Origin of the sequence: Spongiactinospora sp. TRM90649 (genome assembly GCF_029382225.1) — a bacterium.
Classification (GTDB): domain Bacteria; phylum Actinomycetota; class Actinomycetes; order Streptosporangiales; family Streptosporangiaceae; genus Spongiactinospora.
Genome location: NZ_JARLTC010000025.1, coordinates 12,940 through 36,684, shown reverse-complemented (window position 1 = coordinate 36,684; position 23,745 = coordinate 12,940). Strand labels below are relative to the sequence as shown.

Annotated in this window: 22 protein-coding genes and 2 pseudogenes; 15 read left to right on the top strand and 9 right to left on the bottom strand. The window is 72.4% G+C overall.

Annotated features, from left to right (window positions below):
• Positions 1 to 1,117 precede the first annotated feature (1,117 nt).
• Positions 1,118 to 1,972, top strand: a complete 855-nt coding sequence (locus tag P3X83_RS25935; protein ID WP_277307825.1) for a hypothetical protein — start codon at positions 1,118 to 1,120, stop codon at positions 1,970 to 1,972.
• 28 nt (positions 1,973 to 2,000) lie between these two features.
• Here P3X83_RS25935 and P3X83_RS25930 read toward each other — a convergent pair whose 3' ends face one another.
• The 3 genes from P3X83_RS25930 to P3X83_RS25920 form a co-directional block, all read right to left on the bottom strand.
• Positions 2,001 to 4,217: an LCP family protein gene (locus tag P3X83_RS25930; RefSeq protein ID WP_277307824.1), complete on the bottom strand. Its 2,217-nt coding sequence runs from the start codon at positions 4,215 to 4,217 to the stop codon at positions 2,001 to 2,003.
• Between the two features lie 200 nt (positions 4,218 to 4,417).
• Entirely contained in the window at positions 4,418 to 5,839 is a 1,422-nt protein-coding gene (gene gndA / locus P3X83_RS25925; protein WP_277307823.1) for an NADP-dependent phosphogluconate dehydrogenase, read from the bottom strand.
• Positions 5,840 to 5,930: 91 nt separating this feature from the next.
• Positions 5,931 to 6,983: a glucose 1-dehydrogenase gene (locus P3X83_RS25920; RefSeq protein WP_277307822.1), complete on the bottom strand. Its 1,053-nt coding sequence runs from the start codon at positions 6,981 to 6,983 to the stop codon at positions 5,931 to 5,933.
• A 241-nt stretch (positions 6,984 to 7,224) separates the two neighbouring features.
• Here P3X83_RS25920 and P3X83_RS25915 point away from each other — a divergent pair, with 241 nt between their 5' ends.
• The 3 genes from P3X83_RS25915 to P3X83_RS25905 all read left to right on the top strand — a co-directional run bounded on the left by P3X83_RS25915 (position 7,225) and on the right by P3X83_RS25905 (position 8,933).
• A complete protein-coding gene (locus tag P3X83_RS25915) occupies positions 7,225 to 7,845 on the top strand; it encodes a hypothetical protein (protein ID WP_277307821.1) in 621 nt (206 codons plus the stop codon).
• 148 nt (positions 7,846 to 7,993) lie between these two features.
• Complete coding sequence (locus P3X83_RS25910; RefSeq protein WP_277307820.1) at positions 7,994 to 8,566, top strand: DUF6232 family protein; 573 nt, start codon at positions 7,994 to 7,996, stop codon at positions 8,564 to 8,566.
• A gap of 22 nt (positions 8,567 to 8,588) precedes the next feature.
• Complete coding sequence (locus tag P3X83_RS25905) at positions 8,589 to 8,933, top strand: hypothetical protein (protein ID WP_277307819.1); 345 nt, start codon at positions 8,589 to 8,591, stop codon at positions 8,931 to 8,933.
• 67 nt (positions 8,934 to 9,000) lie between these two features.
• On the opposite strand, the pseudogene P3X83_RS25900 reads toward P3X83_RS25905, so the two are convergent.
• Positions 9,001 to 9,165: pseudogene (locus P3X83_RS25900) on the bottom strand (TetR/AcrR family transcriptional regulator C-terminal domain-containing protein); the annotation flags it as partial.
• 32 nt (positions 9,166 to 9,197) lie between these two features.
• On the opposite strand from P3X83_RS25900, the pseudogene P3X83_RS25895 reads away from it, so the two are divergent.
• The 3 genes and pseudogenes from P3X83_RS25895 to P3X83_RS25885 all read left to right on the top strand — a co-directional run.
• A pseudogene (locus P3X83_RS25895) lies at positions 9,198 to 9,503 on the top strand (serine hydrolase domain-containing protein); the annotation flags it as partial.
• Positions 9,504 to 9,514: 11 nt separating this feature from the next.
• A complete protein-coding gene (locus tag P3X83_RS25890; RefSeq protein WP_277307818.1) occupies positions 9,515 to 10,018 on the top strand; it encodes an SRPBCC domain-containing protein in 504 nt (167 codons plus the stop codon).
• Positions 10,019 to 10,042: 24 nt separating this feature from the next.
• The gene (locus tag P3X83_RS25885; protein ID WP_277307817.1) at positions 10,043 to 10,258 is read left to right on the top strand and encodes a hypothetical protein; all 216 of its coding nucleotides are present in this window, start codon (positions 10,043 to 10,045) and stop codon (positions 10,256 to 10,258) included.
• 5 nt (positions 10,259 to 10,263) lie between these two features.
• On the opposite strand, the gene P3X83_RS25880 is transcribed toward P3X83_RS25885, so the two are convergent.
• Complete coding sequence (locus P3X83_RS25880; RefSeq protein ID WP_277307816.1) at positions 10,264 to 10,809, bottom strand: PASTA domain-containing protein; 546 nt, start codon at positions 10,807 to 10,809, stop codon at positions 10,264 to 10,266.
• A gap of 116 nt (positions 10,810 to 10,925) precedes the next feature.
• Positions 10,926 to 11,507, bottom strand: a complete 582-nt coding sequence (locus P3X83_RS25875; RefSeq protein WP_277307815.1) for a YbaB/EbfC family nucleoid-associated protein — start codon at positions 11,505 to 11,507, stop codon at positions 10,926 to 10,928.
• Positions 11,508 to 11,596: 89 nt separating this feature from the next.
• On the opposite strand from P3X83_RS25875, the gene P3X83_RS25870 reads away from it, so the two are divergent.
• On the top strand, positions 11,597 to 11,917 hold the full coding sequence (locus tag P3X83_RS25870) for a hypothetical protein (RefSeq protein WP_277307814.1): 321 nt from the start codon (positions 11,597 to 11,599) through the stop codon (positions 11,915 to 11,917).
• Between the two features lie 216 nt (positions 11,918 to 12,133).
• Complete coding sequence (locus P3X83_RS25865; protein WP_277307813.1) at positions 12,134 to 12,259, top strand: hypothetical protein; 126 nt, start codon at positions 12,134 to 12,136, stop codon at positions 12,257 to 12,259.
• 3 nt (positions 12,260 to 12,262) lie between these two features.
• Here the strand turns inward: P3X83_RS25865 and P3X83_RS25860 are convergent, their stop codons facing one another.
• Complete coding sequence (locus P3X83_RS25860) at positions 12,263 to 13,735, bottom strand: amidohydrolase family protein (protein ID WP_277307812.1); 1,473 nt, start codon at positions 13,733 to 13,735, stop codon at positions 12,263 to 12,265.
• Between the two features lie 106 nt (positions 13,736 to 13,841).
• On the opposite strand from P3X83_RS25860, the gene paaZ reads away from it, so the two are divergent.
• Positions 13,842 to 15,878, top strand: coding sequence for a phenylacetic acid degradation bifunctional protein PaaZ (paaZ, locus tag P3X83_RS25855; protein ID WP_277307811.1), 2,037 nt, complete (start codon positions 13,842 to 13,844; stop codon positions 15,876 to 15,878).
• Positions 15,879 to 15,885: 7 nt separating this feature from the next.
• On the opposite strand, the gene P3X83_RS25850 is transcribed toward paaZ, so the two are convergent.
• Positions 15,886 to 16,497 (bottom strand): TetR family transcriptional regulator, encoded by a 612-nt coding sequence (locus tag P3X83_RS25850; RefSeq protein WP_277307810.1) that lies wholly within the window; start codon positions 16,495 to 16,497, stop codon positions 15,886 to 15,888.
• Between the two features lie 79 nt (positions 16,498 to 16,576).
• The gene (locus P3X83_RS25845) at positions 16,577 to 17,785 is read right to left on the bottom strand and encodes a helix-turn-helix domain-containing protein (RefSeq protein WP_277307809.1); all 1,209 of its coding nucleotides are present in this window, start codon (positions 17,783 to 17,785) and stop codon (positions 16,577 to 16,579) included.
• A gap of 96 nt (positions 17,786 to 17,881) precedes the next feature.
• On the opposite strand from P3X83_RS25845, the gene P3X83_RS25840 reads away from it, so the two are divergent.
• Genes P3X83_RS25840 through P3X83_RS25820 form a run of 5 tightly spaced genes read left to right on the top strand, consistent with a single transcriptional unit; the run spans position 17,882 to position 23,601 of the window.
• Positions 17,882 to 19,207, top strand: a complete 1,326-nt coding sequence (locus P3X83_RS25840; RefSeq protein ID WP_277307808.1) for a cytosine permease — start codon at positions 17,882 to 17,884, stop codon at positions 19,205 to 19,207.
• Positions 19,204 to 20,199, top strand: coding sequence for a TIGR03619 family F420-dependent LLM class oxidoreductase (locus P3X83_RS25835; RefSeq protein WP_277307807.1), 996 nt, complete (start codon positions 19,204 to 19,206; stop codon positions 20,197 to 20,199). Before P3X83_RS25840 ends, P3X83_RS25835 begins: the two co-directional genes overlap by 4 nt.
• A complete protein-coding gene (locus P3X83_RS25830; RefSeq protein WP_277307806.1) occupies positions 20,196 to 21,386 on the top strand; it encodes a Xaa-Pro peptidase family protein in 1,191 nt (396 codons plus the stop codon). Before P3X83_RS25835 ends, P3X83_RS25830 begins: the two co-directional genes overlap by 4 nt.
• On the top strand, positions 21,383 to 22,642 hold the full coding sequence (locus P3X83_RS25825) for a pyridoxal-phosphate dependent enzyme (RefSeq protein ID WP_277307805.1): 1,260 nt from the start codon (positions 21,383 to 21,385) through the stop codon (positions 22,640 to 22,642). Before P3X83_RS25830 ends, P3X83_RS25825 begins: the two co-directional genes overlap by 4 nt.
• Positions 22,639 to 23,601, top strand: a complete 963-nt coding sequence (locus P3X83_RS25820; protein WP_277307804.1) for an LLM class flavin-dependent oxidoreductase — start codon at positions 22,639 to 22,641, stop codon at positions 23,599 to 23,601. Before P3X83_RS25825 ends, P3X83_RS25820 begins: the two co-directional genes overlap by 4 nt.
• The last annotated feature ends 144 nt before the right edge of the window (positions 23,602 to 23,745 follow it).

Genomic DNA, 23,745 nt, shown 5'->3' with positions numbered 1-23,745 from the left:
ATGGGTTCCGTGCCCCAGGTGGCGGTGGCCGGAGATTCCGCGCCCTGGGGGACGGCAGGTCGCCGCTCACCGCCTCCCGCGTCGGCGGTCGGAGGCTCCGTGGCTGAGGGGCTCACGGCTTGGGTATTCGCAGCCGCGCCCCTCCCGTCCCATGCGGTCGCGGTCTGAGGGGGCGTGCTTCGGGGGACGGCGGGCCGGAAGGCGCCGCTGCCCGCGACCGCAGGCGGAGAATCCGGGGGCCGGGCGGCAGCAGGCATGGGCGTGGGAGGGGCTTGCTCAGTGGGGGTGGTCGGGGGCGTTGTGGGGCCCGGGATGGTCAGTTTGGCGATGCGGCGGCGGGCGGAGGTCCACGCGGCTACCTGTTCGTCTGTCAGGCCGCAGGCGGCGACGAAGGCGATCAGTAGTTCCTCGCGTGGCAGGCGGTCGCGTTGGAGGGCGGTGGCGAGCGTGTTGTGCGGCAGAAACCGTCCGGCCGAGGCGGCGCGCTGCGATATCTGCCGAAAGGTGAGTCCTGACCAGGCGCGAAGCTGGCGTAACGACCGGGTGAATTCACTGACCGTGTGCAGTCGTGCCGGATCTGGTGCGGCGTCATCCATTCCGTCACCGCCTCCCCAAGGCGATCGGCTGTTCAAGTATGTCTCGTTCCGGTCGCCTCACCCCCGTTGAGCTGGCCGGATATATGTAGACAAATCTGACCATAGCAGAACGGAGAATTGCATTGCCATACTCCGCTGCTCGGTCAAGACTCGGGTGACAATTGATCGGGACCCATGGCGCGATATCCCGATTTCGAGTCTACGGGAATCGGCTGATGAACTTTCAATTCAAACCGTCCACCGAAAAGGCGTCCGAACGGTTGCGGCTCGCCGAGCACGGCACCCTGCCGCAGGGCGACTGGTTCAGGACGGGCGCGGTCACCCTCCCCAGCGTCACCATCCACCCCCTCCCCAGGTCGCCGCCGCCCACCGGCAGGTGGCCGCCGACCACACCCGCGCGGCAAGATCGTCCTACACGTCTCCTGACCCACCCCCCTCGCCGGTTGACCTTGTCGCGACGTCAACGTTTCTAATGACGGTTGAGCGGCGGTCGACGCCGGGAGTGGCGGGAGGGGATCGGCATGGTCAAGATCGCGCGTGGGCTGCTGTACTTCGTGGTGCCCGGCGAGCTGCTGCTCGTGGTGCTGCTCGTCGCAGGGGTCGCGCCGCCGCGGCCGGTGCTGGTGGCGGCGGAGATCGTCGTGCTGCTCGTGCTGGCGCTGGAGGCGGTGACCGCCTACCGGTTGTTCCGGGCCGGACGGCGGGCGGGCGCCACGCGGCGGGCCGCGCTGACCGCGACCGTCGATCAGATGGTGCCCGGCCCGGTCCGCCTGGTGGTGCTGTTCGAGCTGAAGGGCATGGCGAGCCTCCTCCTCTGGATCGCGCGCCGCCGCCACGGCGTGCCGCGCGGGGCCATCGCGGTGTCCTACGTCAAGGAGCAGGCCACGATGACCCTGCTCATGCTCTTCGCCATGGTCGTGGAGGCGGTCGCCGTGGACCTGATCCTCGTCGCGATGGACGCGCCGGGCCCCGTGCGGTTCACGCTCCTGGCCATCGACGTCTACGGGATCCTGTTCGGCCTGGCCTTCGCCGCCGCCTGCGCCACCCGCCCGCACGTGGTCACGCCGGGCGAACTGCGCGTCCGCTACGCCGCCTACTTCGACGCCCGCGTGCCCATGGCGCTGATCGCCTCGGTGCGCCAGGCCCGAAACCTCAATGAGAACAGCATGGTGCGCGTGGCCGACGGCAGGCTGAGCGTGGTGGTCGGGTCGCAGACCAACGTCGTGGTCGAGCTGACCGAGCCGGTCACCGTCACCCGTCCGCTGGGGCGGCAGGCCGAGGTCCACACGATCCGGTTCTTCGCCGACGACCCCGCCGCCGCCGTACGGGCCCTGCGCGGCGCGGCCGAGCGTCCCGCCTCCGCCGCCGCGCACTGACGGGGGAGGCGTCCGGGCGCGGCGGGCGTCAGCGGCACACGGTGTCGAGGGAGTCGGGGTCCCCAGGGGAGGTCGCGGATTCGCCTACTGTGTCGGAACCCGCCGCCGAGGTCGCGCGCGGCCGGGCCCGGTGCCGGTCGGAGGCGGCGATGGACTGCGTGACCTTGTTCCGGATCAGCCGGTAGTCGGGCGCGGCGGTGTCGATCATCGGCGGGACGAACTGCACGCTGGTGATCGGGGCCTCCTTGACCCGCTCGGACAGGTTGACCAGCTCCGGCAGCAGGTACTGCGGGATGTCGGTGGAGACGGCGCGCTTGGCGGCGTGCGCGAGAGCGTCGAACCCGCGCAGCAGGGTGACCGGGTCGGCCTGCTTGGCGACGGCGTTGAGCAGGCAGCGCTGCCGCGACATGCGGACGTAGTCGCTGCTGTCGGTGCGCGAGCGGCCGAACCACAGGGCGGCCTCGCCGGAGAGACGGCGGGTGCCGGCCGGGATGTGGCCCTCGTTGCGCCTGCCGTACACGATGGGGTCCCTGATGGTGACCGTCACGCCGCCCATGGCGTCGATGAGCTGCGCGAAACCCCGCATGTCGACCATCGCGTAGTAGTCCACGTCCAGGCCGAGGACGCCGCTCACGGTCTCCTTGAGCAGGGTGGGGCCGCGCGAGCCGTTCTGGACGCCGGGGACGATCTCGGGGTGCTCCTCGGCGTACTGGTAGACCTCGTTGAGCAGGCCGGGACTGTGCGGGGGCTCGCCGCTGAAACCCCATGGGAAGCGGGCGCGGGCGGGGCCGGGCGGCATCGGCACGTGCTGCAGGTTGCGGGGGAGGCCGAACAGCACGGTACGGCCGGTCTCGGTGCTGATCGTGGCGAGCGTGATGCTGTCGGTGCGGACGCCGTACCGGTTGGGGGCGGCGTCGGCGCCGAGCAGCAGGACGTTGAGCCTGGTGCGGCCCTTCCAGGGGTCGGGCGTCTGGGCCGCGCCGGGGGCGAACACGCTGGTCACCAGGTCGCTGGAGAGGTAGGCGAGGCGGGCCAGGAGCAGCGTGGGGGTGACGACGATCACGCACAGCAGCACCACCAGGCCGGTCACCAGCGGCCCGCCGCCGTCGGCGGGGCGCACCAGCCGCCAGGAGCCGACGATCACGGCCACCCAGACCAGTGCCACGGCGATCAGCGCGGCGGCGAGTCCGGTCAGCCACCCGGGCTGGACGGCGAGCGTCAGCAGCCGGGCTCGATGACCGGTGACCAGGACGACGGCGGCGATCACGACGGCGAGTTGCAGCGCGAGCAGCCCGAGCCCGGCCCGCCCCCGCCAGGCGACCAGATGCGCCAGCCCCCACAGAACCGCGGACCCTGCGGTGAGCGCGAGCCCCTTCCTGAGCCCGAACTCCCGCCCCCGCACATCCCGACCACGACTCCGACTCCCACGCCGCGTCACCACCCCACGCCCCCGCGCATGCCGCCCCCGCCTCGGCCGTGGTCCCCCCTCGATCCCGGACGGCGCCCCCACCCGCCGCCAATCGCGCTGGTATCCCCCTCCACCGTGCTGCCCATCGGACTGCCCATGCGGCTCCGCGCCGACACGACGACCACGCTCGGATTCCTGCCCCTGCCGCCCTGCCCCAGGCCCCCACCACCGCCTGTCGGGCTGCTCACCCGACGCGTGTCCCTGCTCGGGCTGTGTCCGGGCCGGGGGGTGGTCGACGCCGGGGGGCTCCCCAAGGGAGGAGTCCGTGTCTCGGGGGCCGTGTTCGCCGTTGGAGGGGGCGTGGCCGGCGTGGTCTTCGTTTGTCGGCTCTGGGGTGTCGTGGGAGGGGAGGGGGCGGAGGTCGGGGTTGGTGTCGTCGTCGGTTGGGTCGTAGCGGTTGGGGCGGGGGGTGGGGGGATCGTTGTGGGTGCGGTGGGGGCGGCGGCCGGTGCCGCGTTGGCGGCGGCGGGCGGAGCTGCCGGGGTCGCGCCTGGTCAGGCCGCCGGGTTTGTCGTGGTGGCCGTTGCCTCGGGCGGGGTCTCCGTTGTCGTGCTCGTACCGGTCGTACTTGTCGTGCATGTCGCGACGCCGCCGTCCGGGACGTGGGCCGGGGCCGGTGAATCCGGGGGTGCCCCAGCGCACGCCGTCGCGTCCGTGGCGGTGGCCGTTGCCAGAGGTGTCGCCGCCGTCCTGCTCGCCGTCCCGTTCGTCGGCGCGATCTTCACCGTCGCCGTCGTCCGGCCCGTCGCCCTGTCGGCCGCTGTGTTCGTCACGCATCGCCGCCGCCCCCTCACAACCATGCTCAATGAGGAAGCCCATCACAGGGCTCGCGCTTTCACCCCTGACGTGGGCAAAACCCAAGGTAAAGTTCCCCGCCGCCGCCCCCGCCGAACACCCGATGTTTCACGTGAATCATTGGCCGTTCGGACGAAGGGGCGACGCGAACCACACCTCGGCGAATCCCAGGCGGCTGGCGGTCAGGCGCGTTCTTCGGTGCGGCCCGCCTCCCACCGCGTGTGGAAGGAGCCCTCCTCGTCCACGCGCCGATAGGTGTGCGCCCCGAAGAAGTCGCGCTGCGCCTGAGTGAGCGCCGCGGGCAGCCGTTCGGCCCGCAACGCGTCGTAGTACGCCAGCGCCGACCCGAACCCCGGAGCCGGGATGCCGAGCTTGGCGGAGGTGGCGACCACGCCGCGCCACGCGTCCTGCGCGTCGCCGAGCGCCTCGCTGAAGTGGTCGTCGGTGAGCAGCGTGGCGTTGCCCGGGTCCGCTTCGTAGGCGCCGCGAATCCGGTCGAGGAACCGGGCCCGGATGATGCAGCCGCCCCGCCAGATCGTCGCCATCGAGCCGAGGTCGATGCTCCAGTCGTACTCCGCGCTCGCCGCCTGGATCTGGTTGAACCCCTGCGCGTAGGCGATGATCTTCGACGCGTACAGCGCCTTCTCGACGTCGTCCGGCGAGACCTCGTCCCGCAGGTCGCTCGGGCCGGGCAGGCCGCGTCCGGAGCGGCGCAGATCGGCGTGGCCGGAGACCGATCGGGCGAAGACCGCCTCGGCGATGCCGCTGACCGGGACGCCCAGGTCGAGGGCGGTCTGCACGGTCCAACGGCCGGTGCCCTTCTGCTCGGCCTGGTCCTGGATCACGTCCACGAACGGCTTGCCGGTCTTCGCGTCGGTGTGCGCGAGCACTTCGGCGGTGATCTCGATCAGGTACGACTCCAGCCGCCCCGAGTTCCACGAGGTGAACACCTCGGCGATCTCGGCGGGCGACATCCCGGCGCCCTGGCGGAGCAGGTCGTACGCCTCGGCGATGAGCTGCATGTCGGCGTACTCGATGCCGTTGTGCACCATCTTGACGAAGTGGCCCGCGCCGTCCGGTCCGACGTGGACGCAGCACGGCGTTCCGTCCACCTTGGCGGCGATGCTCTCCAGCAGCGGCCCGAGGGCCCGGTAGGACTCCGCGGAGCCGCCCGGCATGATGCTCGGGCCGTTCAGCGCGCCCTCCTCGCCGCCGGAGATCCCGGTGCCGACGAAGTGCAGGCCGCGCTCGCGCAGCGCCGCCTCGCGCCGCCGGGTGTCGGCGAAGTGGGCGTTGCCGCCGTCGACGATCATGTCGCCGGGTTCGAGCAGGTCCGCGAACTCGTCGATCACCGCGTCCGTCGGCGCGCCCGCCTTGACCATGATGACCAGCCTGCGGGGGCGTTCCAGCGAGGCGACGAACTCCTGCGCCGACTCGGCGGGCACGAAGTGACCCTCGTGCCCGAATTCTTCCACCAGCGCCTTGGTCTTGGCCGTGGTCCGGTTGTGCAGCGCCACGGAATGACCATGCCTGGCGAGGTTGCGGGCCAGGTTGCGGCCCATTACCGCGAGGCCGGTGACCCCGATGACTGCCTTATCCGCCATGTCGGCTCCTTGCCGTCTCTTCGCCGTGTCTCCCGATCATCCTGCATCCTCACCGGGACGCGGCGACGCCCAGGTCCCGGCCCGGCCCGGGTCACGCCGTCAGGTCGACGACCACCTTGATGTCGTCGGGGTCGGGTTCCATCGCCTCGGCGACGTCCGCCAGCGGAATCCGCCGGGTGATCAACCGGCTCAGCCAGGAACGGTCGGCCGCGGCGAGCGCGACGGTGGCCAGTTGGTAGTGCCGCAGGTTGGCGTTCACCGAACCGAAGATCACATTGTTCTCCAGCACGATCTCCCGGCTGATCGCCCCCGCGTCCACCCGCAGGTCGCGCCCGGATGTGGACACGCCCGTGAGGCAGACGATCCCGCCGGACGCGATCTTCTCCATGGCGTCGAACACGAGCCGCCCGGCGCCGGTCGCCTCGATGATGATGTCGGGGCCGGTGTCGCCGACCGCCTCGGCGATCGTCCCCGTGTGGTACTCGGCGCCCAGGGCGCGCACCAGCTCGGGCTTGATCCCTTCGGTGACGCGGTCCAGCACGGCCACTTCCAGGCCCCGCTGCCTGCCCAGCAGGGCGGCGAGCAGGCCGATCGGCCCGGCCCCGGTGACCAGGACGCGGCGGGGTTCGAACCAGGCCCGTGCCCCGATGCGCTCGATCTGGTCCCATGCCTTGGCCAGCACGGTCGTGGGCTCCATTAGCACGCCCAGGTATTCGAGCGCCGGATCGAGCTTGACGGCGTAGCCGGCCTCGATGGTCCACCGCTCGCTGCCGAAGCCGTCGAGCTGTTTGATGCCGCGTTCGACGTAGCGGTTGTTGCGGCACATGTCGAACTCGCCTTGGGCGCAGGCCCCGCACGGCACCGGGTCGGGCCGCCGGACCACGCCGACGACGAGGTCTCCCTCGGTGAATCCGGAGCCCGCGGGGGCCTGGACGACCCGGCCGAGCGACTCGTGGCCGAGGATCAGCCGGTCGTGGCCTTCCGGCGGCCAGCCGTACTCGCCGGAGGCGATCTCCCGGTCGGTGCCGCAGATGCCCAGGGCCAGTCCTTGCACCAGCAGGTCGTCCCGGCCGGGCACGGGATCGGGCACGTCTTCCACCCGCAGCGACCCCTTCTGGCCGGGTTCCACGGTGATCGCACGCATGCCGTCCTCCTGCTCGATGCCCCGTACCTGCGCATTTACCCCTGAGTTCAATGCTTAGGCCCACAGTGCGTCTGGGGTTGATTTGAGGTGCTTTGAGAGGGGTGTCGCCTGCACGGCAGACGAACACCTGAGATACTTGAAGCCAGGGCTTCCCCGCCATGACGGCCATCCGCGCAGCAGTATCCCTCGGGAGGGCCATGAATATCGTCCCTGTTCGCAGCACCCATCAACCAGCACGATCATGAAGGTCCAGACGAAGAGACGCGCCAGAGACGTCGTTCTCGCCCTGACCTACGCCTGCACGGTCCGCGCCCATGAGATGGTCTTCGGCCATCATCCCGACCTGCCCACCCTGGAGCGCGGCACCTCCTGGGAGCCCCGCCTGGTCAGCCGCCACCAGGAACTGGTGGAGATGTTCTCGCGGCTCCTCCTCGTCCGCCTGCGCGCCCGCGTCGATCGCCTCGCCTCGCTGGAGGCCGAGTGCCTTCGGCGTGCCACGGAGGCGACCCTCCCCGGCGCGGTGCTGGCGGCGGGCCGCCACGCTCTCACCTGCCGTCACCCCGCCGTCGTACTGCGGGCCGTCCTCTGGGTCCTCTCCCCGATACGGCGGCGTGAATTCCGTCGCACCCACGTCCTGGCCGCCAAGCTCGCGGCCATGGCCCGCACCACGGTGATCGAGGCCGGGGCGGCCCACGATCCCGTCGTCCGCACCCGGCTGCTCGCCGCCACCCGCTACCAGGCCACGCGAGACGCCCTCGACTTCACCCTCGGCGACCCCTCGCTCGCGGGGCCGCCCGACCGCCTCCTCGCCGAGCTGGACTGGCTCGACACCCATCTCCCTCCGCGCGAGGGACGTTCCTGAGCCGTACCCCCCGGCCCCCGGGGGCGGCTCACGCCCCGCCCGCCCTACCTGAGTAGGGGGGTACTCTCTCGCTCCGCCGCCATCGGCGTCATGGTGTATGCGTTCGTCCGTGTGGGGGACGAGCGTTCCATCCTGCCCGGAGGACGGCATGGCCAAGGAACACGTGGGTGAGATCCGGATCAGCAAGCGGGTCGTCCGGATCGCGCATGAGGTGTACCCGCTGGCGAACATCTCCCGGGTGCAGACCCTCAAGCTGGTGTGGGGCGGCAAGTACGCGACCTACTACCCGCTGAGGGAGATCGCCGCCCTGATCGTGCTGGTCGGTGTGGCCGTGGTGGCGCTCGACGTGGTGCTGCCGGAGCTGGACGTCGACATCGGCTACGACATCGAGGGCGCGGTCCGGCAGTTCATGCCGTACGCGCTGGGCCTGGCGGGGATCCGGGCGGCGTACCTGCTGGTCGTGCTCTTCTACCGGATCGTGATCAGGCGGCCCAGGTACGCGCTGGTGATCGAGGCGGCGGGCACCCAGTACACCGCGCTTTCCGGCAGCGACCACCGGGAGATCCACCGGATCAAGGGCGAGATCGTGTCCGCCATCGAGGACCCGCCGTCCGAGGAGCGGACCATCCACGTCAGCGGGGACCTGGTGGTCGGCGACAAGGTCGGCAGGGACAAGTACCACCAGGACGGGACCGGCAACAGGATGACCTTCAACAGTTAGGCGAGGGAAGGGGCTGGGACGGATGCCGGACTACGTGTTCGGGGACAAGGTCGGACGCGACAAGTACACGCAGAGCGGTAACAACAACACATTCACCGTCAACAACTCGGAAGGCGTGTCCCGGGCGGACCTCGACGCCGCCGTCGCCGAACTGCGCGCCTTCGTCACCCGGCTGACCAGGGACGGCGTGGTCGCCCCCGACGGAACGATCACCGACCCCGGCGCGGTCGTCGCCGCCGTCGAGGCCGAACCGGGCCGCCTGCGCGCACTCGGCACGGCCGTCGCGGGCGGCGCCAAGGACGCGGTCCTGGCCGTCGTCCGGGAGGGCGTCGCCGCGCTGGTGGTGGCCCTGGTCTCCCGCACCTGACCCGCCGCCGGTGCCCGGCGGCGGGCCACAGGCGTGCCGTCCACTCCCGTTCGTCCTGGCCGCTGCGGGCCAGGGTGGTCAGCCAGGCGGCCTCGCTGAACGACCGGCCGATGACATAGGCGGTGAGCGTGTTCAGCGCCTGGTCGGCGCCTTCCAGCGAGAAGCCGCCCTCCTCGAAGACGCCGAGCATGGCCTCGGACAGCCGCAGCACGTTGGGCCCCAGGTAGGCCACCCCGGTCTCGCCGAGCACGACTCACCTACGACTCCGGACGCGGTGACGACTGCCTGGCCGAGTACGTCCGGGCCGCCCGCGAAGTGCCGCTGGACTGCCCGCCCGGCACCGCGCCGTCCTACGGCAGCGCCGGTTACGCGGTGCTGGGCCGCGTCGTGGAGGTGCTGACCGGCCGGACATGGGACCGGGCGCTGAAGGAGCGGGTCGCCACGCTGCCGGACGGCACGCCGTACGTGCTGGTCGGCATGCGCGCCACCCCCATGGTCGGCCCAGCCGGCCTGAGAGCGGTGCTCTTGACGAACGACGCTCACATAAGAGAGCATTGCTCTCGAACGTGAGGAGTGCTGACATGGAGAAGCTGTTCTACCGGGGACCGTCGCTCGACGCGCTGCAGGCCGAATACGCGTTCCGGGGACGGATCGACGAGGCGGCGCCGGTGCGCTCCGAGTCGAGCGTGATCGTGGACGCCGACCCGTGGACGGTATGGTCCGTGCTCGCCGACCTGCGCCGCTGGCCCGAGTGGACGCCGGGTCACCGCGTGCTGGAACTCGGCGACATCGCCCCCGGCGAGCCGTTCGTGTGGCGGCTCGGGGGAGTCAAGATCAGGTCGAGGTTCGCCGTCGTCTCACCCGGCAGGGAACTGACCTGGACCGGCGTGTTCCTCGCTTACCAGGCGGTGGACCGGCAGACCCTCGAACCGCTCCCCCGCGGCCGGACCAAGGTGACCATCCGGGAGTCGCTGGCGGGGCCGCTGGTGCCCCTGATCTTCTCCTCGGCGAAGCTCCGCGCCGCGCACGAGAGTTATCTGAACGCGCTCAAGAACGCGGTGACGCGTATCCCGCAGACCGGATAAGTGGTTACCTGTCACAGTATGGAAATGCGATGCACGCAATGCGACGGGCAGGAGCTGGAACCGGGGTTCATCGAAGACAACGGGGAGGCGTCACAGGGATACGCGCGCTGGATTCCCGGCATTCTGGAACGCGGGCTGTTCGGCGGCGCGCGGCGCATGGGTAAACCCCGCTGGATAGTCGACGCCTTCCGCTGCGTGCGGTGCTCCCATCTTGAGCTGTTCGTCCGCCCCAAGGACTGAACCCCTCACGGCGACGGCGGCGGGTCGACCATGAGATTGATCGCCGTCTCCGGCGGCACCTGCGTCGACGGCAGCGGCGTCTGATCGGTGATCGTCCCCTCCTTGCCGGTGGCGAGCGGCCGGCCGTCCGGGGCGTTGACCCTGACGTCGGTCAGGCCGAGCTGCTTGAGCAGCGTCCGGGCCGTGGCGCTGTTCATCCCGCGCACCTCGGGCACGGTGATCCCGCCGGTCGCCCCGGTGGTTCCGGGCGGTGCCTGCGTGGGCTGCGTGGGTTGAGTGGGCTGCGTGGGCTGCCCGGTGAAGGGCGACGGGTCGGGGGTGGACGGCTGCTCGGAGGAGGTCAGCTCACCAGGCCCGCCCACGGTGGGCGGGTTCGGAATGCCGCCGGTGAAGACGATGGCCAGGGCCCAGCCGACCGACAGCAGCGCCATCACCACCCCGATGATCAGCAGCGCGATGGACAGATGCCTCGGCATCGTTCGCGGCGGAGGCGACGGCGGCGGAGGGGGCGGCGGGGGCCACGGGTAGTGGCCGGGCTGGGGGTAGCTCACGATGCCTCCACTGGTGTCCGGAGGCCGGGTGCCGGACCGGGCCTCCCTGCGCTCCCCCTGATGTGGTCACCTGGTTCCAAGCCTGGCACATCTCCGCGCCGGACGCGTCGGCGGGTTCAGCGCCATCGCGCGTCGAGCAGCCCGCCGTACGCGGCGCGCAGTTCGGCGGGATCGACGCCCAGGGCGTCGTGCAGCACCGCCTCCGACCGCCGGTCGGCGTCGGCCCGCGCGGCGCGGACGGCCGTGATCGTCTCTTCGGCGAGCGTCCGGCTGTCGAGTCTCAGCGCGCGGGGCGCGAACTCGACGCCCAGCACCCGGCCGCGCGCGTCCACCGTGGCCGAGACCGAGCCGCTCGGCCCTGCGCCGGTGCCGGTGATCTCGTCGATCTCGGCCTGCGCGGGCGCCACGCGGGAGAGGACCGTCTCCGCGTCACGCGCGGCCTGGAGCACGTCGGTGACCAGCGCGGACAGTTCGCGGTGGCCGAGCCGCAGGGCGCGCGGGTCGAGGTGCAGATGGCTGATGTCCGCCTGGCCGTCGGCGGTGGCCCGCGCGAGCCCGCCGGGGCTCTCCGCGCGCCCGGTGACCTCACCGAGCCGGGCCTGCGCCTCCCGCAACCGGAGCAGCGACTCCTGCCCCTGCCGCAGGACCTCCTCCAGTAGCGCCGAATCGCTCGAAGAACCGGACTCCGGCAATGACATTCGGTGCTCCCCGCGTTATCGGCAATGGCCTATGCGGTTAATGTTACATAAACAGGTTGATGTACCACTTGCTGGCTAGCATCTGCGCGGTGGGCACCAATTTCCAGATCGACCATCAAGAAGTGTGGCAAAACGCCCAGCAAATGAGCGCACACGGCGAAGACTACGTCGCGGCGCTCGCGCGTTTGAGGGAACGCGGAGCGGGCGGCGCCGCCTGGGGCGACGACGGTCTGATAGGTGAATTCACCATGGCGTACGGCGACTGCCTGCTGACCGGGATGACGGCCCTGACCGGGCTCGGCGCGGTGATCGGCGACACCGGCGGCGCCCTGGGGGCGGTGGTCGCCCGCACCCGCGCGGCCGAGGAGGGAAGCCGTCCCGATCCCGGTGCCATGACCGGGCCGATCTAGGAGCCCGGCGATGGGAGTGACGCGCTCTACTACTACGCCGGGTTCCTGGCCGATCAGGGCCGGGAGGACGAGGCGCTGGCCTACTACCACCAGGCCGCCGACGCCGGATCGGACGCCGCCTACGACGAACTCGGCGAGATCTACCGGCGACGGGGCGACCTCGCCGCCGCCGAGGACAACTTCCGCAAGGGCATCGAGGCGGGCTGGATCAGCGCCGTGCTCCGCTACGCCCGCATGCTCCGCCAGGAGGGCCGCGCCGCCGAGGTGGCCGCCCTGGTGCCGGTGGCCGTGGAACTCGACGCCACCCCCGAAGATCTCGGGGAGCTGACCGGCGAGGGGTGAGCCCTAGCGGCGGATGGCGCGGCCGGGCAGCGCGGACAGCACCAGCTCGCCGTCGGCGACGACCGCCTCCCCGGCCACGAACACGTGCCGGTAGCCCGTGGACGGGCGGGTGCTGGCCTCGTAGGTGGCCTGGTCGCTGACGGTGGCCGGGTCGAACACCACCAGGTCGGCGTCGCAGCCCGCCTGGACGCGGCCCTTGCGCCGCAGCGCGGGCACCGAGTCGCCGAGCACCCGCGCGGGCAGCAGGGTGGCGCGGGACACCGCGTCGAGCAGGCTCAGCGCGCCGGTCTCGCGGACGTAGTGGCGCAGCACCTTGGAGAACGTGCCCGCCGTGCGCGGGTGGGTGACCGCGGCCGGGGGCAGCGGCCAGGCGTAGGGGTCGGCCACGCCGGAGGTCCAGGTCAGCGGCATCGCGTCGGAGCCGATCACGGTCGAGTCGGCGAGCAGCGCCCGGTCGAGGAACGCGTGGTCGGCGGGCACCTGGTCGTCGAGCATGTGGATGATCGCCAGGCCGCCGGGGTCTTCGGCGCGCAGCTCGGCCAGCCGGACGGCGTCGGCCACCCGCTCGCCGGTGCGGGCGTAGACGATCGACCGGGGCGTGATGCCCCAGTTCGCCAGGCGCTCGGGGGCCAGGAACGATGCGCCGATGCCGGTCATGCCCGCGCCGTACGGGTACGCCTCGGTGGAGACCCGCGCGCCCTCGGCGCGGACCCCCTCCACCAGGCCGAGCACCCGGTCGATCTGCCGGATCGAGGTGCTGTTGATGTGGCAGTAGTGCATGTGCGCGCCGGTCTCGGCGGCCACCCTGGTCAGCTCCACGGCCCCGTCGATCAGGATGTCGGGCACGCGTTCGACCAGCTCACGGGCGTGCGTGTAGGTCGGCACGCCCGCCGACGCGGCCAGCGCGGCCACCGCGGCGTACTCCTCGTGGGCGACCCCTGGCGCGTAGCCCATCAGCACGCCGATGCCGAGCGCGCCGTTGGCCAGTTCGCTGCCGAGCAGTTCGAGGATCTCGTCGAGGGCGCGGCCCCGGGCGGGGGCCTGCCAGCGGGGGTCGCCGACGCGCCGCAGGGTGGCGGTGAGCCCGCCGCCGGGGGGCATGCCGCCGATCACCGCCATCCTGGCCTGGGCCCAGGAGGCGGAGAAGCCGAAGTTGAGCGGACGGCCCTCGTCGGTGGCCTCGCCGTACGCCTCGGCGACGGGCGTGGCCCCGGCCTCCAGCTCCAGCGCGGTGGTGACGCCGTCGAGCGCCTGCAGCCGGTGACCGGCGAGGCTCTGCGCGTGGCTGTGCATGTCGATCCAGCCGGGCGCCACGGCCAGCCCATGGACGTCGAGCGTGCGGCGGCCGTCGAGAGGCGTCGTGGAGACCGCGGTGATGAGGTCTCCCGTCACCCCGACGTCGGCCACGGCGTCGTGGTTCGTCTCCGGATCGAGCACTCGCCCGCCACGGAGCACCAGATCGTGCGTCTCGGCCACCGGCCGATCATATCTGGGCCGGGCGGCCGGTTCGGGGTATGACAGGGGGGCGACGGACTTTCCGAATCGGCGAAATATGCGTGACTCGATGATGAGGAGGCCGCGGATGGCGGCGTTGCGCAGTTATGTGGCGGGGGCCTGGCACGCCCCGCCCGAGCCCGGAGGCACCCCGCTGCTGGACGCGGTCACGGGTGAGGAGGTCGCCGTCGTCGGCGACGCGCACGCGTTCTGGGAGCCCGCGCTCGACTACGGACGCCGCACGGGCGGGCCCGCGCTGCGCGAGCTGACGTTCCACCAGCGCGCCGCGCTGCTCAAGTCGCTCGCGTCCTACCTGCGCGAGCACCGCGAGGAGCTGTACGGCCTGTCGCTGCGCACCGGGGCGACCCTCGCCGACGCCCGCTTCGACGTGGACGGCGGCATCGGCGTGCTGTTCTCCTACTCCTCCAAGAGCCGCAGGGAACTGCCCAACGACACGATCCACCTGGACGGCGGCGTGGAGCCGCTGGGCAAGGGCGGCACGTTCGCCGCCCAGCACGTCTACGTGTCCGCGCCCGGCGTGGCGGTGCAGATCAACGCGTTCAACTTCCCGGTGTGGGGGCCGCTGGAGAAGTTCGCGCCCGCGTTCGTGGCCGGAATGCCGACGCTGATCAAGCCCGCGAGCCAGACGGCCTACCTCACCGCGCGCCTGGTGGAGCTGATCGCCGAGTCCGGGATCCTCCCCGAGGGGGCGCTGCAACTGGTCTGCGGCGGCCCGGGGGGCCTGCTCGACCTGCTCACCGAACAGGACATGGTGGGCTTCACCGGGTCGGCGGCCACGGCCGCGCGGCTGCGCGCGCATCCGGCGGTGGCCGAGCGGTCGATCCGCTTCAACGCCGAGGCCGACTCGCTGAACTGCTCGATCCTCGGGCCCGACGCCACGCCGGGCACGGCCGAGTTCGACCTGTTCGTCGGCCAGCTCGTCACCGAGGTGACGGTCAAGGCGGGGCAGAAGTGCACCGCGATCCGGCGGGCGCTGGTCCCGGCGCCGGTGCTGGGCGACGTGGCGCAGGCCGTCGCGGACGCGCTGGCGGGGGTGCGGGTCGGCGACCCGGCCGATCCCTCGGTGCGGATGGGCGCGCTGGCGAGCCTGGCCCAGCGCGAGGAGGTCCGCCGCGCGGCCGGTCTGCTGGCCCGCGCGGGCAAGGTCGTGTACGGCGACGCCGAGCGCGTCGAGGTCGTCGGCGCCGACCCGGAGCGCGGCGCGTTCATGTCCCCGCTGCTGGTGGTGGCCGACGACTCCGGCCGTGCCGAGCCGCACGAGGTGGAGGCGTTCGGCCCGGTCAGCACGCTGATCCCGTACTCGACGGCGGAGCAGGCCGTGGAGCTGGCCGCCCGGGGCCGGGGCAGCCTGGTGGGCTCGGTGGTCACCGCCGACGAGAACTTCGCCCGGCTGACCGTGCTCGGCCTGGCCCCCTGGCACGGGCGGCTGTTGGTGCTGGACTCGTCGTCGGCGGGGGAGTCCACGGGCCACGGCTCGCCGCTGCCGATGCTGGTGCACGGCGGACCCGGCCGCGCGGGCGGCGGTGAGGAGCTGGGCGGGATCAGGGGAGTGCTGCACCACATGCGGCGCACCGCCGTCCAGGGCGGCCCGGCGGTGCTTGCGGGCGTCACCGGCCGGTGGGTGCCGGGCGCGCCGAGAGAGGTCACCGTGGTGCACCCGTTCCGCAAGCACCTGGAGGAGCTGCGGCCAGGCGACACGGTGGTGGCGGGCCCGCGCCGGGTGGAACTGGCCGACATCGAGCACTTCGCGGAGTTCACCGGCGACACCTTCTACGCGCACACGGACGAGGAGGCGGCCCGGGCGAACCCGTTCTTCGACGGGCGGGTGGCGCACGGCTATCTGGTGGTGTCGCTGGCGGCCGGGCTGTTCGTGGACCCGGATCCGGGGCCGGTGCTCGCCAACTACGGGCTGGAGAACCTGCGGTTCCTGACCCCGGTCTATCCGGGCGACGACCTGACGGTCACCCTCACCGCCAAGCATGTCGATCCGCGTGAGGGCCTGGCGTACGGCGAGGTCAGATGGGATGCCGACGTGACCAAGCAGGACGGCTCGTCCGTCGCGAAGTACGACGTGCTGACCCTGGTGGCCAAACGCGACCCGTGAGCCGGGGTCAGGGCTCGTCGTCGGGCCCGAGCAGCAGTGCGGCGATCCGCCGGTAGTAGGGCTCGATGTCGTCGTGGCCGGCCTCGGCGAGCGCCGGGGAGCGCACCACCGACCTGGACACGCTGATGCCGAGGATGAGGGCCCCGAGCAGCTCCGCGCGCAGCCTGGCGTCGGGGCCCTCGACCAGTCCGGCGAGGTTCGCGAGGAACCCGTCGCAGATCTGCTCGCGCATCATCCGGTGCGCCGGCTCGTGCGTCGAGGAGCGCAGCATGGCCACGAAGGGGTGTTCGCCGCCGGTCTCCGCCCGGTTCTGTGACAGGACCGAGCGCAGCAGCAGATCGGGCAGGTCGGCCGCGTCGCCGTCGAGCAGGCTCGCGCCCTCCTGCCGGCCGGCCTTGGCCGCCTCGTCGAAGAGGCCCTGTTTGGAGCCGAAGTACCGGAAGATCAGCGTCGGATCGACGCCGGCGTCGCGGGCGACGTCGCGCACGCTGGTGGCCTCGTAGCCGGAGCGGGCGAAGCGGATCCTGGCGGCGGCCAGCAGCGCGGCCCGCGTGGCGGCGCGGTCGCGCCTGCGGGACGGCGGGGCTTCCACGCGGCCTGCGCCCGGCGGGTCTTCCAAAGGGGCCTCCTCTCTTCGGTCATCGACCGTTGACATGTTAGCCGCAGCGGTTTAGGTTCGCCGCTGACCGAGGACCTGCTCAGCCGGGTGTGAGCCGGGACGGCGGCTCGCGCGGCAGCAGCTCGTCGGCGCGCAGCGCCAGCAGCACGTCCGGGCGGACCAGCTCGGCCGCCGACTCCGCGCCGAGCAGGCCGAGGATGCGCCGCACCCGGTAGCTCACCGTGTTCTCGTGGATGGACAGCCGCTGCGCGGTGACCCGGGTGGAAAGCCCGCTGGTGAGGAAGACCCGCAGCGTCTCCACGAGCGCCGGGCTGGCCCGCAGCGGGGTCAGGATGGTGTCGCGCAGCAGCCGCGCGTCGATCGGGTTGCCCAACAGCAGCACCTCGGGCACCACCCGCTCGAACGGCACCACCGCGCGGTCGGCGCCCATCCGCAGCCCCGCGCTCAGCGCCGACATCGCCTCCCGGCAGGACGCGCCCGCCTCGCCCAGCCGGGGACGCGGGTTTCCCAGGCCGACCACCAGCCCCTCCGGCACTCCCGGACGGGTGGCGGCGCGGGCGAACGCCTCGGGGATGCCCGGGGTGTCGGCCAGCACCAGCAGCAGCGTGGGGCCCTTGCCGCCGACCAGCAGCCGGCTGCGCAGCCGGGGCGTCACCGCGTCCAGGATGATCCGGTGCGCCCTGGTCAGCGCCAGCGGGCCCGCCCGCTCCGGCAGCCCGATCGCCGCCGCCAGGTGCGGCACCTGGGCGGGCACGCCGACCAGCCGGGCCCGCTCCTCGACGTCGGCCGGGTCCATCGGCTCGCCCCCGGCCAGCCGGGACACCAGGTCGGTGGCGATCTGGTCGAGGTGGCCCGCGCTCTCGGTGCGGGTCGTCCGATAGGCGTCGATGGTCGCCTCGATCATGGTGTCCGTCGCGGCGGCCAGCCGGTGGGACAGGTCGATCAGGCTCGCGGTGTCGAGGCGCGGGCCGACGGCGGCGAACCGTTCGAGCAACTCGCGCTCGGCGGCGTGCCAGGAGCCGACGACCCCCTCCACCGGCACGCCCTGGATCGCCCGGCGCTGCCCGAGCGCCGCCGCCGGGGCCAGATCCTCCCCGCGCGGGACGCGCCGCGCGGCCACCGCCGTGACCAGCGCCCGCACGTTCAGCGCGACGACCTCCGCGAGGTCCTGGACGTCCATCCTGGCCGTGTCGTAACCGGGCAGATGACCCCAGACCGCCGACACGAGGGTGGCGGCGATATCGTCGGTCTGACGGAGGAGTACCTGAGCACGTTGTGCCAGATCCACAAACGCCTCCCGTGCAGATTCACGTTGGTCCACGTAGTTAGGCCGCGAGTGACTGCCTGACTATGGATTATCACAGGCCGACGCGGAGGAACGCTCATGACCGAAGTGGCGGCGAGCAAGCACGGGCTCGCCACCGACCTCGACGACCACGCCCTGGAACCCGTTCCGAGGGAACGTCGCAAGTCGCTGATCCAGATGATCATCGTTCAGATCGGCTGGAACATCAGCGTCAGCAGCTTCCTGGTCGGCGGCGTGGTCGGCGGCGGCACCACCTTCGGGGAGGGAATGGCGGCCATCCTGGTCGGCAACCTGGTCCTCGTGGTGGTCTCCGCCCTGGTGGGGCTGGTCGGCTACCGCACCGGCCTGTCGAGTTACCTGGCCGCGCGGGCGGTGTTCGGACGGCACGGCGCGGTAGTGGTGTCCCTGCTGCTCGGCGTGATCGCGATGGGCTTCATCGGCGTCCTGATGGACACCTGGGGCGGCGCGGTGAACAAGCTCATCCCCGCGATCCCCTCCTGGGTGTTCGTGCTGGTCTTCGCCGTCGCGATCACCTCGACCTCCATCTTCGGCATCAAGGGCCTGGCCAGGTTCTCCGCCGTCGCGGTGCCCATCGAGATCGGCATCGCGCTGGTCGCGCTCTTCGTGATCGGCGGCCAGGCGGGCGGTTTCGGCGACGTTATCGCGCACGTCCCCGCCGTGCCCATCGGCTTCGCCACCGCGGTCGGCGCGGTCATCGCCACCTGGGTCACCGGCGCGGCGCTGATCGGCGACGTGTCCCGCTACGCCACTCGTCCCCGCGACGTGATCATCTCCAGCTTCTGCGGGTTCGTGGTCGGCGCGGGCGTCTTCGAGGTCATCGCCACGGTTTCCGCCATGAAGGTGGGCAACAGCAACTTCGTGCTGGTCATGCAGGGCCTCGGGCTGCTGGCCCCGGCCGCCGTGATGCTCGTGCTGGCGCTGTGGAACACCGCGGACAACAACCTCTACTCCGCCTCGCTGGCCTTCACCAACGCGTCGAACTCGCTGCGCTGGCGGGTGCGCAAGCCGGTGTGGAACATCGTGTCCATCATCATCGCGGTGGCGGTGGCGTTCGCCGGGCTGGCCGACTCGTTCCTGACCTTCCTCAACATCATCGGGGTGGTCGCGCCGCCGTTCGCGGGGGTGATGATCGCGCACTTCTGGGTGATCGCCCGGCGCGAGTCCGGACGGGACCTGCTGGCCACCGCGCCCGCGTTCCGGGTGGAGGCGCTGATCGCCTGGCTGGCCGCGGCGGTGCTCTCGAAGTACACGGACGTGCTGCTGGCCGACGCGATCGAAGGACTGGTCTACGGGTTCGTCTGCTACGCGCTGCTCGGGCTGGGCGTGGCGGCGATGAAGCGGGGGCAGCGGGCGCCCGCCGTACAGGGAGGGGACGTCAGATGAGGTTCGGGCTCGGGGTGCCCACCGGGACCGAGGGGCTGATGTACCCGGTCCCGTACGCCGACGCCGAGCAGGCCGTACGGCTGGCCGTCGAGGCCGAGCGGCTCGGATTCGACTCGGTGTGGGGCAACGACCACGTCACCACGCAGGCGTACGTGCGCGCGGAGTTCGCCGAGCCGCCGCGCTACTACGACCCGTTCTCCTACCTCAGCTACGTCGCCGCCGTCACCGAGCGGATCCGGCTGGCGACCGCGATCATGGTGCTGCCGTTCCGCAACCCGGTCGTGGCCGCCAAGCAGGCCGCCACCCTCGACCGGCTGTCCGGCGGGCGCGCGGTGCTCGGCGTCGGCATCGGCGCCTACCGGGAGGAGTTCACCGCGATGAACCCCGGTACGCCGATGAACCGGGGCGAGCACGCGGCCGAGGCCATCCAGGGCCTGCGCGCGCTGTTCACCGAACGCCGGGCCAGCTACCAGGGGCGCTGGGTGAACTTCACCGACGTGGAGTCGTTCCCCAAGCCGGTGGACCGGCTGCCCATCCTGTCCGGCGGCAACGCGCCGGGCTCCAAGACCCGCGCCGCCCTGTACGGCGACGGCTGGCTGCCCGCCTGCCTGACCCCGCAGGAGGTCGGCAAGGGCATCGCCGAGATCCGCGCCCAGGCCGACGCCGCCGGACGCGGGCCGCTGCCCGCCGACTTCGAGGTGGCGCTCCAGGTGGCGGTGTGCGTCGCGCCGACCGAGGAGGAGGCGTGGCGCAGGTTCCGCGCCTCGCAACTGCACGCGCACATGGTGTCGCTGTCCAAGACCACGCTCAAGGACCAGGGCGTGGACGACCTGGCTGCGCGCAACCTGATCGGCACGCCGCGACGCGTGGCCGAACGGGTCGAGGAGTATCGCGCGGCGGGGGTGAACACCCTGGCGGGGCTGCTGTTCGCGGCCAACACCGTGGAAGAGACGCTCGACGCCATGGCGGAGTTCAGCGAGGTGATCATGTGAAGGAGAGTGTGATCGAGACCCCGGCCGCCGTCGCGGCTCCCCAGGTGGACGAGCGGGACCTCACGGCGCGGCGGCTGGCCCGGCTGCGCGCCGCCCTGGAGGCGGCCCCCTTCGACGCGGTCGTGCTGACCACCCCCGAGAGTGTCTTCTACGCCACCGGATACCGTGCGGTGGCCGGGGCGCTGTTCCGGGCGCACCGGATGGCCGCCGTCGTGACCGGCGACGACCTGTGGCTGGTCTGCCCGGCCGCCGACACCGCGCCCGCCGCGGAGCTGGGCCTCCCCGAGGACCGCCTGATCCCCTTCGGGCGCTTCTACTTCGAGTCCGCCAACGGGTCGCCGCTCGCGCTGGCCGCCGACCGGCACCCCGGCGTCGAGGCCGCCCTCGCCACGGCCCTGCGCGCGGCGGGCCCCGGCCTGACCCTCGGCGTCGAGGGCCCCGCGGACGGCCTGCTCGACGTCCCCGCCGCCGACGCCACCGGCTGGATCACCGAGGTGCGCGGGGTGAAGCTGCCCGGCGAGGTGGAACTCCTCCGTTACGCGGCCCGGCTCGCCGTGGCCGGGGTGGAGGCCGCGCTGGCCGTCGCCGCCCCCGGCGTCACCGAACGCGACCTGGCCCGCACGGTCGCCGAGACCATGATCGCGGGGGGCGCCGAGCCGCGCTTCCTGGTGGTGACCACCGGACCGCGCTCCGCCCTCGCCGACGCGCATCCGGCCGACCGGGTGTGGCAGCCGGGCGAACTGGCCAGGTTCGACGTGGGCTGCCAGTACGCGGGGTACTGGTCAGACATCGGCCGCACCGCCGTACTGGGCGAACCCGACGCCACACAGGCCCGGCGCTACGCGGCGATCCTGGCCGGGCTCGACGACCAGCTCGCGGCGGCCCGGCCAGGCGTCACCGCCGAGGAGGTCTTCGACGTGGCGATGCGCGGCGTCCGCGCGGGCGGCGTCGACCCGTACCGCCGCCAGCACTGCGGGCACGGCATCGGCACCGCCGTCTACGAGGCGCCGATCATCGCCCCGGGCGCGGCCACGCCGCTCGCCCCCGGCATGACGTTCTGCTTCGAGACCCCCTACTACGAGATCGGCTGGGGCGGGATGATGGTCGAGGACACGCTCGCCGTCACCGCCGACGGCGTCGACCTCTTCGTCGAATCCCCGCGCGAGCTGACGGTGGTGAGCGCGTGAGCGGCCACTACCTCGGGCGGCTGGCCTGCCTGCGCTGCGGCGCCGAGTACCCCGACCCCGGCACCGAGCTGATGGGCCGCGGCTGCCCGTCGTGCGAGCGCGACGGCGTGCCCGCCAACGTGCTCCCCGAGTACGCCCTGCCCGCCGGGGCCGGGCTTCCGACAGACGCGGGCCAGCCGGGCCTGTTCCGGTACCGCGCGCTGCTTCCCCTCGCCCCCGAGACCCCCGTGGTGAGTCTGGGGGAGGGCGGCACTCCCCTCGTCGCCCTCCCCCGGACGGCCGCCCGCCTCGGCGTCGGCTCGGTCCACGTCAAGGACGAGACCCGCAACCCCACCTGGTCCTACAAGGACCGGCTCGCCGCCGTGGCCGTGACCAAGGCCGTCGAGCTGGGCGTCGAGGCCGTGGTGGTGGCCAGCACCGGCAACCACGGCGCGGCCATCGCCGCCTACGCGGCGCGGGCCGGGCTGCGCTGCGTGGTGCTGACCGTCGCCTCCGTGCCCGCCACGATGAAGACGCTCATGCAGGTCTACGGCGCGGACGTGGTGGCGCTTTCGAAGCCGTCCGACCGGTGGGCCCTGATGCGCCGGCTGGTCGAGGAGCGCGGCTGGCTGCCTATGTCCGGGCACGCGAACCCGCCGGTCGGGTCCATCGGGTACGGCATCGACGGCTACAAGACGATCTCCTACGAGATCGCCGAGCAGTTCGGCGGCGTGCCCGACCACGTCGTGGTGCCCGTCGCCTACGCGGACGGGCTGGCCGGGATCTGGCGCGGGTTCGCCGACCTGGTGGCGCTCGGGGTGACCGACCGGATGCCGAGGCTGGTGGCGGCCGAGCCGTTCGGGCCGCTGCGCGATGCGCTGGCGGAGGGCGCCGAGGTGGCGGGGCCGGTGCCGGTCACGCCGTCCGTGGCCTTCTCGATCGCCTCGCCGTTCGGCACCTACCAGGGGCTCGCGGCGCTGCGGGCCACCGGCGGCACGGCCGTCCGGGTCGCCGAGGACGACCGGATCCTCGACGCGCAGCGGCGGTTCGGCCGCGAGGCCGGGCTTTACCTGGAGGCGTCCACGATCACCGGCCTGGTCGCGCTGGAGGAGCTGACCGCGCGCGGCGAGATCGCCACCGACGCCTCCGCCGTGCTGATCGGCACCTCCACCGGATTGAAGGACGTCGGGGCCACCGCGGCCACGTTGCCTCCTGTGCAGGTCATCGAGCCGACCCTGGCCGCGCTCGACAAGGCTGTGGATCGGGCACGCGAGTGAGGCTCGCGTTCTCCATCTCCGGAGCCCGTACGGCCGGCGCCGCCGTACGGGCCGCCCGCGAGGCCGAGGCCGCCGGGTGCGACACCGTGTGGATCACCGAGGACTACTGCGAGCGCGGCGCGTTCGCGCTCGCCGGCGCCATCGCCGCCGCGACGAGCCGGGTCCGGATCGGCATCGGCGTGATCAACCCCTGGACCCGGCACCCCGCGCTGATCGCGATGGAACTGGCGGCGCTGGAGGAGATCAGCGAGGGCCGCGCGGTGCTCGGCCTGGGCGCGAGCAACCCGCGCTGGATGACCGACCAGCTCGGCATCCCCTTCGACCGCCCGATCGGACGGCTCACCGAGTCGGTGGACGTGATCCGCGCGCTGATGACCGGCGAGCCGGTGCACCACGAGGGCGAGCACTTCCGGGTGGACGCCCGGCTCGCCTTCACCCCGCCGCGCATCCGCCCGCCGATCGTCCTCGGCGTCAAGGGACCCCGGGCGCTGGCCATGGCCGCCGGTCGCGCCGACGGCCTGTTGCTGTCCATCCTGTCCTCCGCCCCCTACATCGCCTCGGTGCGCGAACACGTCGGGCCGAAGGTGGAACTGGCCGCCTACGTGGGGCTGTGCGTCGACGACGGGAATCCGGCGGCGGCGCGCGACCGCGCTCGTCCCGGCGTGGCGACCTACCTGGGCGTGCACGGCGACCACGAGATCACCAGGATCCCGGGGCTGGATCCGGACCGGTGCGCGGCGTTCCGCGAGGGCTGGCGGTCCGGCACGCCCAGGACCGACCTGGTGGACGACGCGCTGCTCGACCTGTTCACGGCGGCGGGCCACCGCTCCGACGCGGCCCGGCATCTGTCCGGCCTCGCGGCGGCCGGTCTGGACGTCGCGGTCATCCGGGACGACCTGGAGACCGACCCGGGCTTCCTCCTGGAGATCGCGGCCGGTCTGCTGCCGCGGGCTTCCTGAACGTACGGGTCTGACCTGGGGTGACCTGGGCTGACCTGGGCTGACCCGGGGTTCGCGGGATCGGCGAGCCTGCCCGGTTTCGGGCTCGGTGCCGGGTTACCATCGCCGGGTTCGGCCGCTCGCGGGGGAGCCGGCCGGCGCCGG

Coding starts and splice junctions, on each gene's coding strand:
- P3X83_RS25840 (WP_277307808.1), top strand. CDS start 17,882: ATGACCGAAGTGGCGGCGAGCAAGCACGGGCTCGCCACCGACCTCGAC.
- P3X83_RS25920 (WP_277307822.1), bottom strand. CDS start 6,983: ATGCGTGCGATCACCGTGGAACCCGGCCAGAAGGGGTCGCTGCGGGTG.
- P3X83_RS25935 (WP_277307825.1), top strand. CDS start 1,118: ATGGTCAAGATCGCGCGTGGGCTGCTGTACTTCGTGGTGCCCGGCGAG.
- paaZ (WP_277307811.1), top strand. CDS start 13,842: ATGGCGGCGTTGCGCAGTTATGTGGCGGGGGCCTGGCACGCCCCGCCC.
- P3X83_RS25890 (WP_277307818.1), top strand. CDS start 9,515: ATGGAGAAGCTGTTCTACCGGGGACCGTCGCTCGACGCGCTGCAGGCC.
- P3X83_RS25885 (WP_277307817.1), top strand. CDS start 10,043: ATGCGATGCACGCAATGCGACGGGCAGGAGCTGGAACCGGGGTTCATC.
- P3X83_RS25910 (WP_277307820.1), top strand. CDS start 7,994: ATGGCCAAGGAACACGTGGGTGAGATCCGGATCAGCAAGCGGGTCGTC.
- gndA (WP_277307823.1), bottom strand. CDS start 5,839: ATGGCGGATAAGGCAGTCATCGGGGTCACCGGCCTCGCGGTAATGGGC.
- P3X83_RS25835 (WP_277307807.1), top strand. CDS start 19,204: ATGAGGTTCGGGCTCGGGGTGCCCACCGGGACCGAGGGGCTGATGTAC.
- P3X83_RS25875 (WP_277307815.1), bottom strand. CDS start 11,507: ATGTCATTGCCGGAGTCCGGTTCTTCGAGCGATTCGGCGCTACTGGAG.
- P3X83_RS25915 (WP_277307821.1), top strand. CDS start 7,225: ATGAAGGTCCAGACGAAGAGACGCGCCAGAGACGTCGTTCTCGCCCTG.
- P3X83_RS25930 (WP_277307824.1), bottom strand. CDS start 4,217: ATGCGTGACGAACACAGCGGCCGACAGGGCGACGGGCCGGACGACGGC.
- P3X83_RS25905 (WP_277307819.1), top strand. CDS start 8,589: ATGCCGGACTACGTGTTCGGGGACAAGGTCGGACGCGACAAGTACACG.